Genomic DNA, 16,204 nt, shown 5'->3' on the forward strand with positions numbered 1-16,204 from the left:
CATCATGGGCGGTTGGGACGGAATCGAGATTTTCATCGCGGTGTGCGAGACGGAGGGGTTTTCCAGCGCCGCTGCCCGGCTGGGTGTCTCCACCTCCCATGTCAGCCGGGAGATTGCCCGGTTGGAGGACCGGTTGCAGGTGCGGCTGCTGTACCGCACGACAAGGCAGGTCAGCATGACCGATGCCGGTCGGGCCTTTCTGGAACGGTGCCGCCGGCTGGTGGAGGAGCGGGAGGAAATGTTCGCCGCCGTCAGCGAACGTGATGGTGCTCCACGCGGCCATCTGCGGCTGACCTGCTCCATCGCCTATGGGGAACGGTTCATTGTGCCCTTGGTCAATCAGTTCATGGCCGCCCATCCACAATTATCGGTGACCATCGATCTGACCAACCGGCTGGTCGATCTGGTGGGGGAGGGGTTTGATCTGGCGGTGCGGACCGGCACCAGCCTGGGCGACACGAGGCTGGTTGCCGTGCGTCTGGCATCGCGCACCCGCCATCTGTGCGCCGCCCCCGCCTATCTCGAACGGCATGGCATGCCGATGGCGCTGGCCGACCTGCCTTCGCATGATTGCCTGATCGGCACGGCGGATATCTGGTACTTCAGCGATGGGGAACGAGCGGTGGAATTCCGCCCCCGCAGCCAGTGGCGCTGCAATAGCGGCTTTGCTGTGCTGGATGCGGCCCGCCAGGGCTTGGGCCTGTGCCAGTTGCCGGATTTTTATGTCGAGCCGCATCTGGCTGCCGGCACGCTGGTCAGCTTGCTGGAAGCCAACCGCCCGCCCGATGAAGGGATCTGGGCGGTTTATCCCCACCGCCGCCACTTGTCACCGAAGGTGGCGCTGCTGGTGGATTATCTGAAGGCGCGGATTGGCAAGCAGGGGGTTTGAACACTCGCTCGGGACTCGCCTGCGCAAGGGACCAACCTCAACCGTCACCCCGGCGAAAGCCGGGGTCCAGTTTCGTAGAGCAAGGCGCTTGTGACTCTGGACCCCGGCCTTCGCCGGGGTGACGGTGGTGAGAATTATAGACCTGACAGACTTTAAGCGGTCAGGGGAACTGCGGCACCACGTCCAGGCCCAACGTCTCGTCGAACCCATACATGATGTTGAAATTCTGCACGGCCTGACCGGACGCGCCCTTCACCAGATTGTCGATGGCCGAGATGATGATGGCCCGGCCCGGCAGACGATCAGCGAAGACATTGATCAGGCAGAAATTGGACCCACGGATATGGCGGGTCTGCGGTGCCACGCCATCGGGCAGCACCTTCACAAAAGGCTCCTTGCCATAGGCATTGCGCAGGCAATCCCGCAGATCGTCGGCTGTGGCGCCGGGCTTCATCCGCACATAGGTGGTGGCCAGGATGCCCCGGCTCATCGGCATCAGATGCGGGGTGAAGGCGACCAGCATATCCTTGCCGGCGGCCTGTGACAGGCCCTGTTCAATCTCCGGCGCGTGGCGGTGGCTGGCGATGCCATAGGGGTGGATGCCCTCCGCCACCTCACCGAACAGGCTGCCCTGCTTGGCATCGCGTCCGGCGCCGGACACGCCGGACTTGGCATCGATGATGATGTCTTCCAGCTCAATCAGCCCGGCCTGCAAAAGCGGGATCAGCGGAAGCTGTGAGGCGGTGGGATAGCAACCCGGATTGGCGACCAGACGCGCACCGGCGATGCCTTCACGCATCACCTCGCACAGGCCGTAGACGGCGCTTTCCTGCAGGGCCGGGGCCTTGTGGGCATGGCCATACCATTCGGCGTAGGTATCGACATTGAACAGCCGGAAATCCGCCGACAGGTCGCAGATGCGCACATGATCGGGCAGGGCGGCGATCACCTCTTGCGTCGTGCCATGGGGCAGGCCGCAGAAGACGAAATCCACGCCCGACCAATCGACATCGGCGATCTTGGTCAACGCCGGCAGGTCATAAGGCGCCAGATGCGGGAAAACCTCGGCCACCGGCTTGCCGGCGGCGCGCTCCCCCGTCAGGGCCACGATGCGCGCGCGGGGATGGCGCAGCAGCAATCGGATCAGCTCCGCCCCGGTATAGCCGGAAGCGCCCAGAATGGCGATGCGGACGGGGGCGGTGGGGTCGATTGCGGTCATGATGCTCCAGGGCTCCAACGATCTAGGGGTGGTGCGAAGGTCAGGCACCTTCGCACCACTTGGTTACAAATACAGTTTCATGCCCTGATGCGAAGCCTGAAAGCCAAGGCGCTGGTAGAACCTGTGCGCATCGGTCCGCCGGCTGTCGCTCAAAAGCTGGACCAGACCGCAGCCGCGTGCCCTGGCCATATCCAGGCAATTCTCAATCAGAATCGCGCCCAGCCCTTGCGAGCGGAAGGCGCTGGCGATGAAAACATTCTCAATATGACAGCGGCGCATGCCACCCCGGGAAAGGTGGCGCATATAGTTGAGCTGGGCCATGCCCACCACGCGGCCATCCAGGTCCAGCACCAGGGTTTCCGCATTCGGGTCCAGCATCAGCTCATCCCAGGCATCATAAACCGGGTCCAGGCTGGTATCGGCATAGGCTTCCGGTGTCAGCGACCCTTCGCGCACCAGCGCCACCATGTCGGGCACATCACGACGCTGCGCCACCCGGACAACGACATCATCCTTCACTGACATAACCATTCCCCCATCCCATTGACCCGCCCAGACCGCGCGCCAGCCCTGCAGGATGTGCCCTTATCGCCTGGAACGGGCCGGGCGCATAGTTCCAACCACCTGCCCGTCACATGATCCGCCCTAAATGACCGACGACCCAACACAACAATCGACCAGTCCCTTCGCCTATCCCGCCTTTCGCCTTTATTGGTTCGCCCGCATCTGCTCCATCCTGGCATTGCAGATCCAGATCGTGGCCACCGGCTGGCGAATCTATGATGTGTCCGGCTCGGCCATGGCGCTGGGCTTTGTCGGTCTGGCGGAATTCCTGCCCTCCATCCTGCTGGTGCTGATCACGGGGCATGTCGCCGACCGCTTCGACCGGCGGCGCATCATCAATTTCTGCCAGGGGCTGGAAGTGCTGGCCATGGGCGTGCTGTGGTTCGCCTTGTGGGACGAAACCGCGCCGATCTGGCCCGCTTTCATCGCCGTGGTGATTCTGGGCACGGCCCGCGCGTTTGAGATGCCGGCCGCTTCCGCCTTGGTCCCCAATCTGGTTCCCCGGTCGATTTTCCCGCGTGCGGTCGCGCTCAATTCCTCAGCCTGGCAGGGGGCCAGCATTGTCGGGCCGGCCCTGGGCGGGGTGCTTTATGGGCTGATCGGCCATTCGGTCTTTGCGGTCAGCGCCGCCCTGTTTGCCTGTGCCTTCACCCTGGTCTGCTTCATCAAGCTGGAGCCGAAAGCCAAGCTGGAAGCGGCGAAAAAGATCAGCATGGATACGCTGTTCGCTGGCTTCCGCTTCATCCGTGCCAAGCCGATTGTCCTGGGCGCCATCTCGCTGGATCTGTTTGCCGTGCTGCTGGGCGGCGCCACCGCCCTGCTGCCCGTGCTGGCCAAGGACCAGTTCGATGCCGGGCCGGTGATGGCTGGCATCCTGCGTGCGGGGCCGGCTGTGGGGGCGCTTGTAACAGGGTTGATCCTTGCTGTCCGTCCCGTGCGCCGTCATGTCGGCCGGGTTCTGTTTGTTTGTGTCGGGATATTCGGTGTCGGTACCATCATTTTCGGGCTGACGACATCGGCCGTGGTGGCAGGCATCGCGCTGATCGTGATGGGCGCGGTGGATATGGTCAGCGTTTTCATCCGCCAGTCGCTGGTCCAGCTTGAAACCCCGGATGAGATGCGGGGCCGGGTCAGCGCTGTCTCCTCTCTGTTCATCGGGGCGTCCAACCAGTTGGGCGAGTTCGAATCCGGGGTCACCGCCGCCTGGTTTGGCGCCAGTGCGGCTGTCGTCCTGGGCGGTGTGGGCACCCTGGCTGTGGTGGCGATCTGGTGTTTCCTGTTTCCAGCCCTGCGCACGGTGGACCGGTTCCCCGGTGCTGTCCGATCGGAGGAGGATAAATGACCGCGGGCCGCCCCCGGGCCTGGTGCTGATAATGCATCCATAAACGGATTGCCGGGGTATGTATTGCCTGTTCGTCCGGATATGCTTGCGCCTGAAAGCTGTCGCTGGTCGACGAAGCCTCATCCTGTCCCTGGCTGGCATCCGACCAACCGTATTATATTCCTTTGGACCTATTTTTTTTAATTCTGCTTCACCTCCCCAAATTAGTCTTTCTCGTATGAGATGTGTAGTTGGGGGGTACGATGCTGAAACGGTTTCCTCTGGTCACCAAACTGGTGTTGGCCATCGCCGCCGTGCTGATCGCCGGTTTGGGTATAGCCATCGTTGCCATTACCGACAGCAGTGGTGAGCATACGGATAAGCTGTCATTCGAGGTGGGCGAACGGGTTGGGCGCTATCATACCGCCCAGGTGGAACGCCAACTGAATGATGCCATGGATATCAGCCGTTTCATGGCCGCATCGTTGACCAGCCTGAAGGCTGGCGGCATGGGGCGGCAGGAAGTGAATGCTTGGCTGAAAGCCCTGCTGGAGGCCAATCCCACTATGTTGGCTGTGTGGGTGGGGTTGGAGCCCGACATTATCGGCAAGGATAGTGAGGCGGTAAACACGCCCGGCAGTGATGGTGCGGGCCGCTTTGTTCCATATTGGAACCGTGGGTCCGGGCAACCGGTATTGGAAACCCTGGTTGGCTATGACGATACGGGGTCGGACGGCGAGTATTACCAGTTGCCCAAACGCATGATGAAGGAAGTGGCAACCGAGCCTTATCAATATACCGTGGCCGGCAAGACCGTTTTGATGATGACGCTTGTGGTGCCGATCATTGAAAATGGCAAATTCATTGGTAATGCTGGCGTTGATCTCGCGACCGATGGCATCTGGGAACTGTTGAAAGCCGCAAAGCCCTTTGAAACCGGGTCGGTTTCACTGATTTCCAATGGGGGAAAATGGGTCGGCTATGCCAACAAGGACCATCTGGGCAAATCTATTGTCGAAACCAATGAGCGGCTGAAGAACCCGCTGCCCGCGATCCGCGAGGGCAAGAATTTTGAGCAATTCTCTGTTTCCAAGAGCCTCAACACGAGTGTGAAACAGCTTTTCATGCCGGTCGTGATCGGCAACACGGGCACGCCCTGGTCGGTGCTGATCAACCTGCCGGTCAATCAGGTGGAAAAGCCGAAGATCGAGTTGCGCAACCTGATCCTGGTGGGGGCGGCGCTGCTGACGGTGCTGTTGCTGGCGGCATTGTGGCTGGCGACGCGTCAGATCATCGGTCAGCCGCTGCGCCGGATTATCACCACCGTCCAGGCGCTGACCAGTGGCAACCATACTATCCATGTGGGTGAGCAGGACCGCGCCGATGAGATCGGCGCCATCAACAAGGCCCTGCAATTATTCAAGGATAATGCGGGCCGTGTAGCGGAGATGGAAGAACAGCGCCGCCGTGACGAGGAAGAGGCCGCCCGTCGCCGCGTGCAGGATCTGAACCGGTTGGCGGACGAGTTTGAAGGCAGCGTCGGCGGCGTCGTCAGCGTCGTGGCCGAACAGTCTGACCGTATCCGTGGCGATTCGGAGGCCCTGTCCGCCATTGCCACCCAGACCAACGCCCAGGCCAATGCCGTGGCAAACGCTGCCGATATCGCCAGCGCCAATGTGCAGACGGTGGCGGCGGCGGCTGAGGAACTGGCCCGGTCGATCACCGAGATCAACGAGCGTCTGGCCGATTCCAGCCGCAAGGCCGGTGACGCCGTGGACGAGGTGGAGAAGACCAACGAAACCGTTGCCAGTCTGGCCGATGCGGCCCAGAAAATCGGCGACGTGGTCAATCTGATCCAGGAAATCGCGGCCCAGACCAACCTGCTGGCCTTGAATGCGACGATCGAGGCTGCCCGCGCCGGGGAAGCCGGCAAGGGCTTCGCGGTCGTGGCGTCGGAAGTGAAGAACCTTGCCAGCCAGACGGCGCGGGCAACGGAGGAGATTTCCGCCCAGATCAGCAGCATGCAGGCGGTCAGCGGCAACGCGGTCAGTGCCATCCAATCCATTGGCCGCACCATCGTTTCCATCAGCGAGACGGTGACCACCATTGCCGCCGCAGCAGAAGAACAGGGTGCTGCGACGCAGGAGATCAGCCGCAATGTGCAGGAAGCGGCGACCGGTACCCGCGAAGTCACGGCCACCATCCAGGAAGTGACGCGCGCAGCGGGAGAAACGGGTGCCATGGCAGCCCAGTCCCGTGCGGCATCGGACAGCCTGTCCCAGCAGGCAGCCCAGCTTCGCCAGGAAGTGGAACGGTTCGTGCGCAATATCCGGGGCTGAGACGGATAGGGTCTTAAGGACAAAGGGCGCGGACCCGGCGGGGTTCGCGCCCTTTTTCTTCGTGCTGGCCTTGGATCGGTCAGGCCAGGATCGACCGGTCGATCTCCGCGATGCTGCGTACACCGGTCAATGCCATGGCGACCTTCATCTCCTTGGCGAACAGCTCCAGCAATTGCGATACGCCGATGCCGCCGCGCGCCGCCAGGGCATAGACCCAGGCGCGGCCCAGCAGCACGCCCTGCGCCCCCAGCGCCAGCATCCGCACCACATCCAGGCCCGATCGCACGCCGCTGTCGGCCAGCACGGTCAACCGGTCGCCCACCGCATCGGCAATGGCGGGCAGGGCGCGGGCCGAGGACAGAACGCCATCCAACTGCCGACCGCCATGGTTGGATACGACAATGCCATCGGCACCAATATCGGCCGCCGACCTTGCATCATCAGGGTCCAGGATGCCCTTGATGATCAAAGGTCCATCCCAGCTCTGGCGAATCCAGTCCAGATCGGACCAGGCGATGGAAGGATCGAAATTGGACCCCAGCCAGCCCATATAATCATTCATCCCACTGTCCTTGCCCAGCACAGGCTCCAGATTGCCCAGCCGGTGGGGACGGCCGCGAAGGCCGACATTCCAGGCCCAGGAGGGCTTGCCCATTGCCTGCAACACCCGGCGCAGCGGCCCATAGGCGCCAGACATGCCGGAATGGGCATCGCGATACCGCGCACCCGGCACCGGCATATCCACAGTGAAGACCAGCGCCTTGGCACCCTGCTGCTTGGCCGTGGCCAGCAGGTCGCGCATGAAGGCGCGGTCCCGGATGACATAAAGCTGGAACCAGAGCGGCCCGTCGGTGGCCGCCGCCACCTCTGCCAAAGAGCAGATGGAGACGGTGGACAGGCAGAAGGGCAGGCCGGCGCCATTGGCGGCGCGGGCGGCCTGCACCTCCCCCCGGCGGTGATACATGCCGGAAATGCCAACCGGCCCCAGCCCCACCGGCATGGCCATCTTCTGGCCGAACAGGGTGGTGGACAGGTCGATATCCGCGACGTTCTTCAAAACCCGCTGACGTAGTGCGATGCCGGCCAGGTCGGAGACGTTACGACGCAGCGTCTCCTCCGCATAGGCGCCGCCATCGGCATAATCGAACAGGAAACGCGGCAGGCGGCGGCGGGCCGCCTCGCGGAAATCAAGGGTGGAGGAAATGATCATGGATGCGGTTCCCGCACGGGGTCAGGCGTTGGACCAGCCGCCATCAATGATATTGATCGAGCCGGTTGTGAAGGAAGATAGATCGGAAGCGAGGTACAGTGCCAGTTCCGCGATTTCTTCCGGCCGGCCGATGCGGCCCATGGGCTGGCGGGCGATGAAGGCGGCGCGGGCGGCATCGGCATTCCCGGTCGCTTCCATGCGCTGGTCCAGAGAGGGGGATTGTACGGTGCCGGGGCAGATGGCGTTGCAGCGCACACCCTGGCCGACATAATCGACCGCCACCGATTTGGTCAGCCCGATCACGGCGGCCTTGGAAGCGCCATAGACGAAGCGGTTGGCCACGCCCAGCGTGCAGCCCGCCACCGACGACATATTGACGATGGAACCGCCGCCGCGTGCAATCATGCCCGGCAGGAAGGCGCGGATCATGCGATAGGTGGCTTTGACGTTGAGATCGAAGGAGAAGTCGAAATCTTTCTCCTCCGTCGTCAACAGCGTGCCGGCATGGACGAAGCCGGCGCAGTTGAACAGCACATCCACCGGCCCGGCCTCTTCAGCCAGGGCTTTGATGGCATCGCCATCCAGCAGGTTCAGTGTCCTGGTCTGCATGCCGGACAGGCTGGCCAGGGCATCGGCATTGATATCGACGGCGATAACCTCGGCCCCTTCTTGGGCGAACAATTCTGCGCTGGCCCGGCCAATGCCCTGGCCAGCGGCGGTGACGATGGCTTTCTTGCCGGAAAGACGGCCCATGATGCGTTTCCTCGTTGTTCTTTGATGTCTGGGGAGGGGTTTAGGGCGCATTTCCCGTTGCCCGGAAACACGCCCTTATCTTTCGTTTTCCTCAATCGCCGGCACTGCCTCCGGCAGCTTGGCTAAGCCGCATGTGCGGCGCGGCGGCGGTCACCGTCGAAACAGCACTAGAATTTGTCGGGTTTAGGTTGGGTCATATGGTGCTTTCCCACCGTCATTCCCGCGAAGGCGGGAATCCAAGCAACGCAACGGATTATGGATTCCCGCCTTCGCGGGAATGACGTGAAAAATGGCTTCAGCTTAACCCTGACAAACCCTAATCAATTACCCCGGCACGGGGGCGTCGATCCGGATCAATCCCTGCTGCTTCAACTCTGCCCATAAGGCGGGCGGAATGTCCTGACGCATCAAGGTGACCGCCCGTTCCACCTGGGCAGGGGAATTCATGCCCGGAATGACGGAAATCACCTGTGGATGGGCCAGGGGGAATTGCAGGGCCGCTGCCGCAATCGGTACGCCGTGCCGGTCGCAGATGGCTTCAATCGCGGCCACCCGGTCGATGATGGCGGGTGGGGCCGGCTGATACTGGTAATTGAAGGGGCCTTGTCCCTTCACGCCTGTGGCCAGAATGCCGGAATTATAGGGGCCACCGACCACGATGCTGACATTGCGTCGGGCGCAGAGCGGCAGGAAAATATCCAACGGCGACTGGTCCAGCAGCGTGTAACAGCCGGCCAGCAGCATGATGTCGTAATCGCCATATTCCAGCGCTTCGACACAGATTTCCCATTCATTCACGCCCAGGCCGATGGCGCCGACGGCGCCGCCATCGCGCAATTCCCGCAGCGCCCGGTACCCGCCTTCCATGAACTGGCGGAAAATGTCGGGATGCCGGTCACCATGGGCGAAACGGCCAATATCATGGACGTAGAGGATATCAATCCGGTCGCGGCGCAGCCGGGCGCGGCTGGCCTCGTAAGAGCGCATCACGCTGTCATAGGAATAATCGAAGCTGCTCTCCACCGGCTCGGGAGAGACGAAGCCCTGGCGCTGCCGCGTCAGGTCGCTGCCCACCACCGGGTCCAGCCGTCGCCCGACCTTGGTGGATAGGATCAGATCCTCATCCGGGTCCAGATCGGCCAGCGTGGCGCCCAGGCGCTTTTCCGACAGGCCGAACCCGTAATGGGGCGCCGTGTCGAGATAGCGGATACCGGCGCTCAGCGCGCTTCGCACCGTGTCGGCGGCATTCTCCTCGCTCATGGCGCGGTAGAGATTGCCGATGGAGGCGGCACCGAAGCCCAATGAGCCCAAGGCACCGGGATCGATGGCCATGCCGCTCACTCCGTCCAGGCGATGGTGCGCTGGCGCTGTGTGCCCAGCCCGTCGATGCCGAGTTCGATAACATCGCCAGGCTTCAGATATGTCGGCGGTGTCTGGCCCAGACCGACGCCGGCCGGCGTGCCGGTGGAGATGATGTCGCCCGGTATCAGCGTCATGTAGCGGCTGATATAGGAGACGAGATGGGCCACGCCGAACACCATCTCTGCCGAGGTGCCGTTCTGATATTGATGACCATTGACCTTCAGCCACATGCCCAGCGCCTGGGGATCGGGGATTTCATCCCGCGTTGCCAGGAACGGGCCGATGGGGCCGAACGTGTCGCAGCTTTTGCCCTTCACCCATTGGCCGCCATGTTCGATCTGGAATTCCCGCTCCGACAGGTCGTTGACCAGCACATAGCCGGCAACATGGTCCAGCGCCTTTTCCACCGGCACATGGCGGGCGACATCACCGATCACCACGCCCAGTTCCACCTCCCAATCGGTCTTCACCGATCCTTTGGGGATGATGACATCATCATTAGGGCCGGTGATGGCGGTGGTCGCCTTCATGAACAGGATGGGCTGGGTCGGCAGGGGCAGGTTCGATTCCGCCGCATGGTCACGGAAATTCAGCCCCACACAGATGAACTTGCCCACCGCCCCCACGGCGGGCCCGATGCGGGTGCCGTCCGGGATGGCGGGCAGGCTGGCAGGGTCGATGGCGGCGAGCTTTGCCCGCCCGGCATTGGTCAGCGCCGGGCCGGCAATATCGTCAACGATGCCGGAGAGGTCGCGGGGGATGCCGTTGGAATCCAGGATGGCCGGGCGCTCCTGTCCGGGCACCCCATAGCGGGCCAGTCTCATCACTCTAACCATTCAGTTGGGAAGGGGAATTCGCAACTGATATATTAGATACGCTTTCTTATATGTCAACAGGTGGTTCGGGGTGGCGTTGGTTAGGTTTAGATCAAATCGCCCTATTCCCGTCACCCCGGCGAAGGCCGGGGTCCAGTTTCGTAAAGCAAGCAGCCCGTGATTCTGGACCCCGGCCTTCGCCGTGATGACGGACCTGAGAATTATGTCCGGTCCCAGGTACACCTGACTCTCTTCCAAAAGACCCTTAGAACATCCCCAAAATCCGTTGCAGCGCCGCCTGGAAATGGGCGGTCAGGGCGGCTTCGGCCCGGTCGCCGTCGCGGTCCACGCAGGCGGTCAGCACCTCGATATGCTCGTTCAGCGTCCGTAAGGCCAAGGGCTGGGTCACCAGCCGTTCCAGGCGGATCAGCGTCACATAATTCTTCAGCCGCCGGGCCGTCGTCTCAATCAGCGGGTTGCGCAGGCAGGCGATCATGGCGCCGTGGAAGCGCTGTTCCAGCCCTTCCAGCCGTTCCACCATGCCCGGGGTCAGCCCTTCCTTTTCAATATCGGCGATCAATCCCCGATGCTCATCCATCAGGGCGTTGATTTCCTCCGCACTGCCGGTCTCCGCATAGGTGCGGGCGGCCGCACGCTCAATGATGGAGCGGAACTGGTAGGTGGAGCGGGCAAATTCGAAATCCGGCTTCAGGAACTGGATGCCGGAACGGGGATGGATGGTCAGTACCCCTTCCGCCTCCAGCACCCGCAGCGCATCACGCAACGGCTGCACCGGAATGCCCAGCAGCTTGACCAGATCATTCTGGGATACAAAAGCACCCGCCGGCACCTTGCGGGCAAAAAGCCCCTCCAGGATGGCGCTATAGGCAATTTCGCTGAGGCGCTTGCCCTCCGCCGGCGCGGTTTCCTCATTCGGGCTTACGTTTGCCGCTTGCCTTCTCCGCGTTGCTGTCATATCTAATCTCAATCCTGATATTTCAGATATCGGTTTCTGAATAGATTGTAGCGGTGAAAATGCAGATCGTCGACTTCCGCATCACGCGATTTCAATTCGCCCGCGACAGGGTCATCGGGGATAGCCAGGTGCGCGCTGATGACGTGCATGTCGCGGCGCTGGAACTGATCGGCCCGGATGGGACCACGGGCCTGGGTTTCGTCCAGGCGCTGTTTTTCCCGCAGCCGGACGAAGCGGAGATGGTCCGCCTGTTCCGGTCGGAAGTGTGGCCCTGGCTGGAGGGGCAGCAATCCGGCGCCCTGGCCCATCGGGTGACACGACCGCGCGGCGGCAATGCCCGGCGCCTGACCCTGCCGTTTGACGAGGCTTTGCAACAGGCGGTCTGGGATCTGTTCGCCAAATCGCTGGGCCAACCGCTATGGAAGCTGCTGGGTGCGCGCAAGGACAAGGTGCGGGCCTATGCGTCCGGCCTGGATTTCCACCTGCCGGATGATGAATTCCAGAACCTGTTCGCCCGTGCTGCTGATGAAGGTTTTACCGCCTTCAAGATCAAGGTCGGCCATCCGGAGATTGAGCGCGATATCCACCGGCTGGACCTGCTGAAACAGGCGGTGGGTGCCGGTGCCACGGTGATGATTGATGCCAATGAGGCCTGGTCGCCTAAACAGACGGTGCGCAACCTGGACCTGATGCGCCAGGCCGGGCACGACATCTTCTGGATGGAAGACCCGATCCAGCGCAATGATTTTGAAGGCTTGCGCCTGCTGCGCCAGACGGCGGGCCCCACCCTGATCAATAGCGGCGAATATCTGGACGTATCCGGCAAGCGCGCGCTGATTGAGGCGGGCGGCGCCGACATGTTGAATGTCCATGGCCATGTCACCGATGTGATGCGCATTGGCTGGCTGGCAGCGGAAAAATCCGTGCCGGTGACGCTGGGCAATTCCTTCCTGGAAATTGGCGTCAACATGGCGTTGGCTCTGCCAGAGGTCGAATGGCTGGAATACAGCTATCAGAATTTTGACCATCTGGTGGAGGAGAGCTATCACATGGAAAATGGCTATATCCATGGGCGTGACGTGCCCGGCCATGGGCTGGTGTTGAGCGAGGCAGCCCGCCGCGACTGGCATCGCCCGACCTTGCTGGAAAGGTCGGAACTGGGTGCCGCCCCGCCGCAGGTGCGCCTGTCGGGCGGGAGGTGAGCGCATGCTGATCGACGCCCATCTGCATCTCTGGGACCCGTCGCGGCTACAGTATGACTGGCTGTCCCATGTGCCGGCCATCGCCCATGCCCATGGCCATGCTGAATGGCAAGGCGTGGGGGTGGCGCTGACGCAGGCCGTCTTCGTGCAGGCCGATTGTGCGCCCGATCAGGCCCTGGCGGAAGTGGATTGGGTCACCTCCCTTGCCGGTCAGGTGCCCATCGGCGGCATTGTCGCCTTTGCCCCGCTGGAAAAGGGGGAGGCTGCCGCCCCGGCGCTGGAGGCATTGCGCACCCGGCCACTGGTACGCGGCATCCGCCGGTCGGTGCAGAATGAGCCGACGGACCTGATTACCGATCCCGCCCATATTGACGGGCTGGCCCTGGCCGCATCCATGGGGCTTTCCCTTGATATCTGCCCCCGCGCGGTGCAGTTGCCATCCATCATCCAGTCGCTGGAAAGGCTCTATGCCCGCGTGCCGGAGGCGGTGACGGTGCTGGACCATCTGGGCAAGCCGGACATTGCCCGCCATGGCGCCGATATCCAGGGCGATGGCTGGGCGGATAATCTGCGCCGGCTGGCGGCCTTTCCCGGCCTGCACTGCAAGCTGTCCGGCCTGACGACGCAGGCGGACTGGACCGGCTGGCGTCTGGAAGAATTGAGGCCCTATATCGACCATGCGCTGGATTGTTTCGGCCCGGAACGCTGCCTGTTTGGCGGTGACTGGCCTGTGGTGGACCTGTCCGGCGGCTATCAGGCGTGGCTGGATGCTTTCACCACCATCACCGCCAGCCTGACGGCACCAGCGCAGGAGGCCATCCGCTGGCGCACGGCGCAGCGGGTCTATCGCCTGGATATTTAAGATTTTCATCGCAAGCCGGTCGCCAAAGAACCGGTAACGCATGTGGAGGAACAGGCCCACCATGACCGACATGCCTTTGGCTGCGGCTGCTTTACCCGTGGAAGACGAGGATATGAGCGAACATGTCGCCGGCAAGCGGCGGTGGGTGCTGCTCTGGTCGCTGCTGATCAATTTCTTTGTGCTGCTGGCGCTTTATAACGGGGTGATCTCCGTCCTGCTGCCCAACCAGATCGCAGCGATGGACCCGGCGTCGAAGGCGGCCAACCTCGCCATCGTCATGTCGATCACCTCCATCTTCACCACGCTCGCCACCCCCATTGCCGGGGCGCTGTCCGACCGCACCCGGTCGGTCTGGGGGCGGCGGTCGCCCTGGATCGCGCTGGGCTCCCTGATCGGGTCGGCCTGTCTGTTTGGCGTGTCGCTGGTGACCACACTCTGGTCCATCACCGTGCTGTGGGTGATGGCGGCGATTGCCTATAATGCGATGCAAGGCCCGCTTTCTACCGTGGTGGCGGACCGGTTTCCCGCTGCCAGCCGGGGCGTGGCTTCCGGCTTTATCGGGGCGGGGATGACGGCGGGCGGCACGGTCGGCATCATCGTGGCCGGGCATCTGGCCTCAACCCTGGTGCTGGGCTATCTGGTCTTTGCCCTTGCCATTGCTGCCTGCTGTGTCGCTTTCGTGCTGATCAACCGGGAAGTGCCGTCCACCCATGTACGGGTGGCGCCCTTCAGCCTGCCCGCCTTCCTGCGCAGTTTCTGGATCAACCCGCGCAAATATCCAGATTTCGGCTGGGCCTTTCTGGGCCGTTTCACGATCTATCTGGGCTATCAGGGGGTGGTGACCTATCAGCTCTACATCCTGCAGGATTACATCAACCTGTCGGTGGATGAAGCGAACAAGGTCATTGGCAATATTTCCGCCATCACCTTTGTCACGCTGCTGTTCTCTGGCCTTTGCTCCGGCTTCCTGTCGGACAAGGTGGGACGGCGCAAGCCTTTCGTCTTCTTCTCCTCCGTCATCATGGCGATTGCCTGTACCGTGCCCCTGTTCTGGCCGACGGTGCAGGGGATGTATGTCTATGCCGCGATTGTCGGGCTGGGCTATGGCGCCTTCACGGCGGTGGATATGGCGCTGATGACGCAGGTATTGCCGCAGGATACGGGTTCCACCGGCAAGGATCTGGGCATCCTGACCATTGCCATCAACATCCCGCAGGCCATCAGCCCGGTTCTGTCAGCCTGGTTGCTGAGCATGTCGGGCGGTAATTACAGCACGCTTTTCATCGCTGCCATCATCTTCGTCTTCGCGTCTTCCTTCTTCGTCCTGCCCATCCGGTCGGTGCGGTAATCCCGCTTCCGGTCATGAAAAAGGTCCGCCGGAATGATCTGGCGGACCTTTCTGTTAGGCGGGGCGTGCTGTTCAGACGGCCAAAGCCCGCTCCAGCTTATCCAGCCCTTCCGCCAGTATCGCATCTGTCACCGTCAGCGGCACCAGGATGCGGATGACATTGCCATGGGTGCCGCAGGAAAGAAGGATCAACCCTTCTTCCAGTGCCTTGCGGGTGACCCGCGCGGTGGCATCGCGGTCGGGCTTGCCATCTGCGGTGGTGATATCGAAGCCGATCATGGCGCCTGGCCCGCGGATATGGGCGATGGGCACAATGCCGGCACGGCCGGACAGGGCGGCCAGACGGGTCTTGATGCGGTTGCCGATGGCATCGGCGCGGGCGCACAGCCCCTCTTCCTCGATCACGTCCAGCACAGCCAAGGCAGCGGCGCAGGCCAGCGGGCTGCCGGCATAGGTGCCGCCCAGGCCGCCTGGCTCCACACTATCCATGATGGCGGCTTTGCCGATGATGCCGGACAGGGGGAAGCCGCCGGCAATGGATTTGGCAACCGTCACCAGATCGGGCTCTACGCCGGAATGCTGGATGCCGAACAGCTTGCCCGTGCGGGCGAAGCCGGCCTGCACTTCGTCCGCCACCAGCAGGATGCCGTGGCGGTCGCAAATGCCGCGCAGCGCCTGCAACAATTCCACCGGGGCGGGGTGGAACCCGCCTTCGCCCTGCACGGGTTCAATCACAATGGCGGCCACCCGGTCGGGACCGATATCGGCCGCGAACAGGAACTCCAGCGCCTTCAGGCTGTCAGCGACGGTGACATCGTTCTGTGGCGCGGGGAAGGGAACATGGAACACCTCCCCCGGCATCGGGCCGAACTGGCGCTTGTAGGGCACCACCTTGCCGGTCATGGCCATGGTCAGCAGCGACCGGCCATGGAAAGCACCGGTGAAGGTGATGATGCCGGGCCGTCCGGTGGCGACGCGGGCGATCTTGATCGCGTTTTCCAGCGCTTCCGCACCTGTGGTGAAGAAGATGGTCTTGGCCGGTCCTTGGAAAGGGGCGCGGGCATTCAGCTTTTCCGCCAGCGCGATATAGCTCTCGTAAGAAGCCACCTGGAAAGCGGTATGGGTGAAGCGGGCCGCCTGCGCGGCCACAGCCGCCATCACCTTGGGATGGCGATGGCCGGTATTCAGCACCGCGATCCCACCGGCGAAATCGACATAGCGTCGGCCTTCCACATCCCATAACTCGCTATTTTCAGCGCGGTCGGCATAGATCGGGAAGGCGGTGGCAACCCCGCGCGGCACGGCGGCGTTGCGGCGGTTCAGAAGGCTTTCATTGCTGGTCAT

At 62.6% G+C, this 16,204-nt stretch carries 14 protein-coding genes; 6 read left to right on the forward strand and 8 right to left on the reverse strand.

Going from position 1 to position 16,204, the window contains the following annotated elements; all coding sequences use genetic code 11:
- The coding region (locus tag G473_RS0112375) for a LysR family transcriptional regulator (RefSeq protein WP_342665659.1) at window positions 1-889 on the forward strand (889 nt) is incomplete at its 5' end.
- Between the two features lie 160 nt (window positions 890-1,049).
- On the opposite strand, the gene argC is transcribed toward G473_RS0112375, so the two are convergent.
- A complete protein-coding gene (gene argC / locus G473_RS0112380; RefSeq protein ID WP_029013349.1) occupies window positions 1,050-2,108 on the reverse strand; it encodes an N-acetyl-gamma-glutamyl-phosphate reductase in 1,059 nt (352 codons plus the stop codon).
- Window positions 2,109-2,171: 63 nt separating this feature from the next.
- On the reverse strand, window positions 2,172-2,639 hold the full coding sequence (locus G473_RS0112385) for a GNAT family N-acetyltransferase (protein WP_029013350.1): 468 nt from the start codon (window positions 2,637-2,639) through the stop codon (window positions 2,172-2,174).
- A gap of 118 nt (window positions 2,640-2,757) precedes the next feature.
- Here G473_RS0112385 and G473_RS0112390 point away from each other — a divergent pair, with 118 nt between their 5' ends.
- Window positions 2,758-4,014 carry an MFS transporter gene (locus G473_RS0112390; protein ID WP_029013351.1) on the forward strand — a complete coding sequence of 419 codons (1,257 nt, stop codon included), beginning with the start codon at window positions 2,758-2,760 and terminating at the stop codon, window positions 4,012-4,014.
- A gap of 242 nt (window positions 4,015-4,256) precedes the next feature.
- Window positions 4,257-6,332, forward strand: a complete 2,076-nt coding sequence (locus tag G473_RS0112395) for a methyl-accepting chemotaxis protein (RefSeq protein WP_029013352.1) — start codon at window positions 4,257-4,259, stop codon at window positions 6,330-6,332.
- A 79-nt stretch (window positions 6,333-6,411) separates the two neighbouring features.
- Here the strand turns inward: G473_RS0112395 and lldD are convergent, their stop codons facing one another.
- The 5 genes from lldD to G473_RS0112425 all read right to left on the reverse strand — a co-directional run bounded on the left by lldD (window position 6,412) and on the right by G473_RS0112425 (window position 11,448).
- Window positions 6,412-7,542 (reverse strand): FMN-dependent L-lactate dehydrogenase LldD, encoded by a 1,131-nt coding sequence (gene lldD / locus G473_RS0112400; RefSeq protein WP_029013353.1) that lies wholly within the window; start codon window positions 7,540-7,542, stop codon window positions 6,412-6,414.
- 21 nt (window positions 7,543-7,563) lie between these two features.
- Complete coding sequence (locus G473_RS0112405; protein ID WP_210163311.1) at window positions 7,564-8,295, reverse strand: SDR family oxidoreductase; 732 nt, start codon at window positions 8,293-8,295, stop codon at window positions 7,564-7,566.
- Between the two features lie 324 nt (window positions 8,296-8,619).
- Complete coding sequence (locus tag G473_RS0112410) at window positions 8,620-9,627, reverse strand: aldo/keto reductase (RefSeq protein ID WP_029013355.1); 1,008 nt, start codon at window positions 9,625-9,627, stop codon at window positions 8,620-8,622.
- A 5-nt stretch (window positions 9,628-9,632) separates the two neighbouring features.
- On the reverse strand, window positions 9,633-10,481 hold the full coding sequence (locus G473_RS0112415; protein WP_029013356.1) for a fumarylacetoacetate hydrolase family protein: 849 nt from the start codon (window positions 10,479-10,481) through the stop codon (window positions 9,633-9,635).
- A 256-nt stretch (window positions 10,482-10,737) separates the two neighbouring features.
- Entirely contained in the window at window positions 10,738-11,448 is a 711-nt protein-coding gene (locus tag G473_RS0112425) for a GntR family transcriptional regulator (RefSeq protein ID WP_029013358.1), read from the reverse strand.
- A gap of 128 nt (window positions 11,449-11,576) precedes the next feature.
- Between G473_RS0112425 and G473_RS0112430 the strand changes: the two genes are divergently transcribed.
- From G473_RS0112430 to G473_RS0112440, 3 genes are all read left to right on the forward strand, one after another.
- A complete protein-coding gene (locus tag G473_RS0112430; RefSeq protein WP_210163312.1) occupies window positions 11,577-12,650 on the forward strand; it encodes a mandelate racemase/muconate lactonizing enzyme family protein in 1,074 nt (357 codons plus the stop codon).
- 4 nt (window positions 12,651-12,654) lie between these two features.
- Window positions 12,655-13,512: an amidohydrolase family protein gene (locus G473_RS0112435; protein ID WP_035707081.1), complete on the forward strand. Its 858-nt coding sequence runs from the start codon at window positions 12,655-12,657 to the stop codon at window positions 13,510-13,512.
- A gap of 61 nt (window positions 13,513-13,573) precedes the next feature.
- A complete protein-coding gene (locus tag G473_RS0112440) occupies window positions 13,574-14,860 on the forward strand; it encodes an MFS transporter (protein WP_029013361.1) in 1,287 nt (428 codons plus the stop codon).
- 72 nt (window positions 14,861-14,932) lie between these two features.
- On the opposite strand, the gene gabT is transcribed toward G473_RS0112440, so the two are convergent.
- The gene (gene gabT, locus G473_RS0112445; protein WP_029013362.1) at window positions 14,933-16,204 is read right to left on the reverse strand and encodes a 4-aminobutyrate--2-oxoglutarate transaminase; all 1,272 of its coding nucleotides are present in this window, start codon (window positions 16,202-16,204) and stop codon (window positions 14,933-14,935) included.

Source organism: Niveispirillum irakense DSM 11586, assembly GCF_000429645.1.
GTDB lineage: Bacteria > Pseudomonadota > Alphaproteobacteria > Azospirillales > Azospirillaceae > Niveispirillum > Niveispirillum irakense.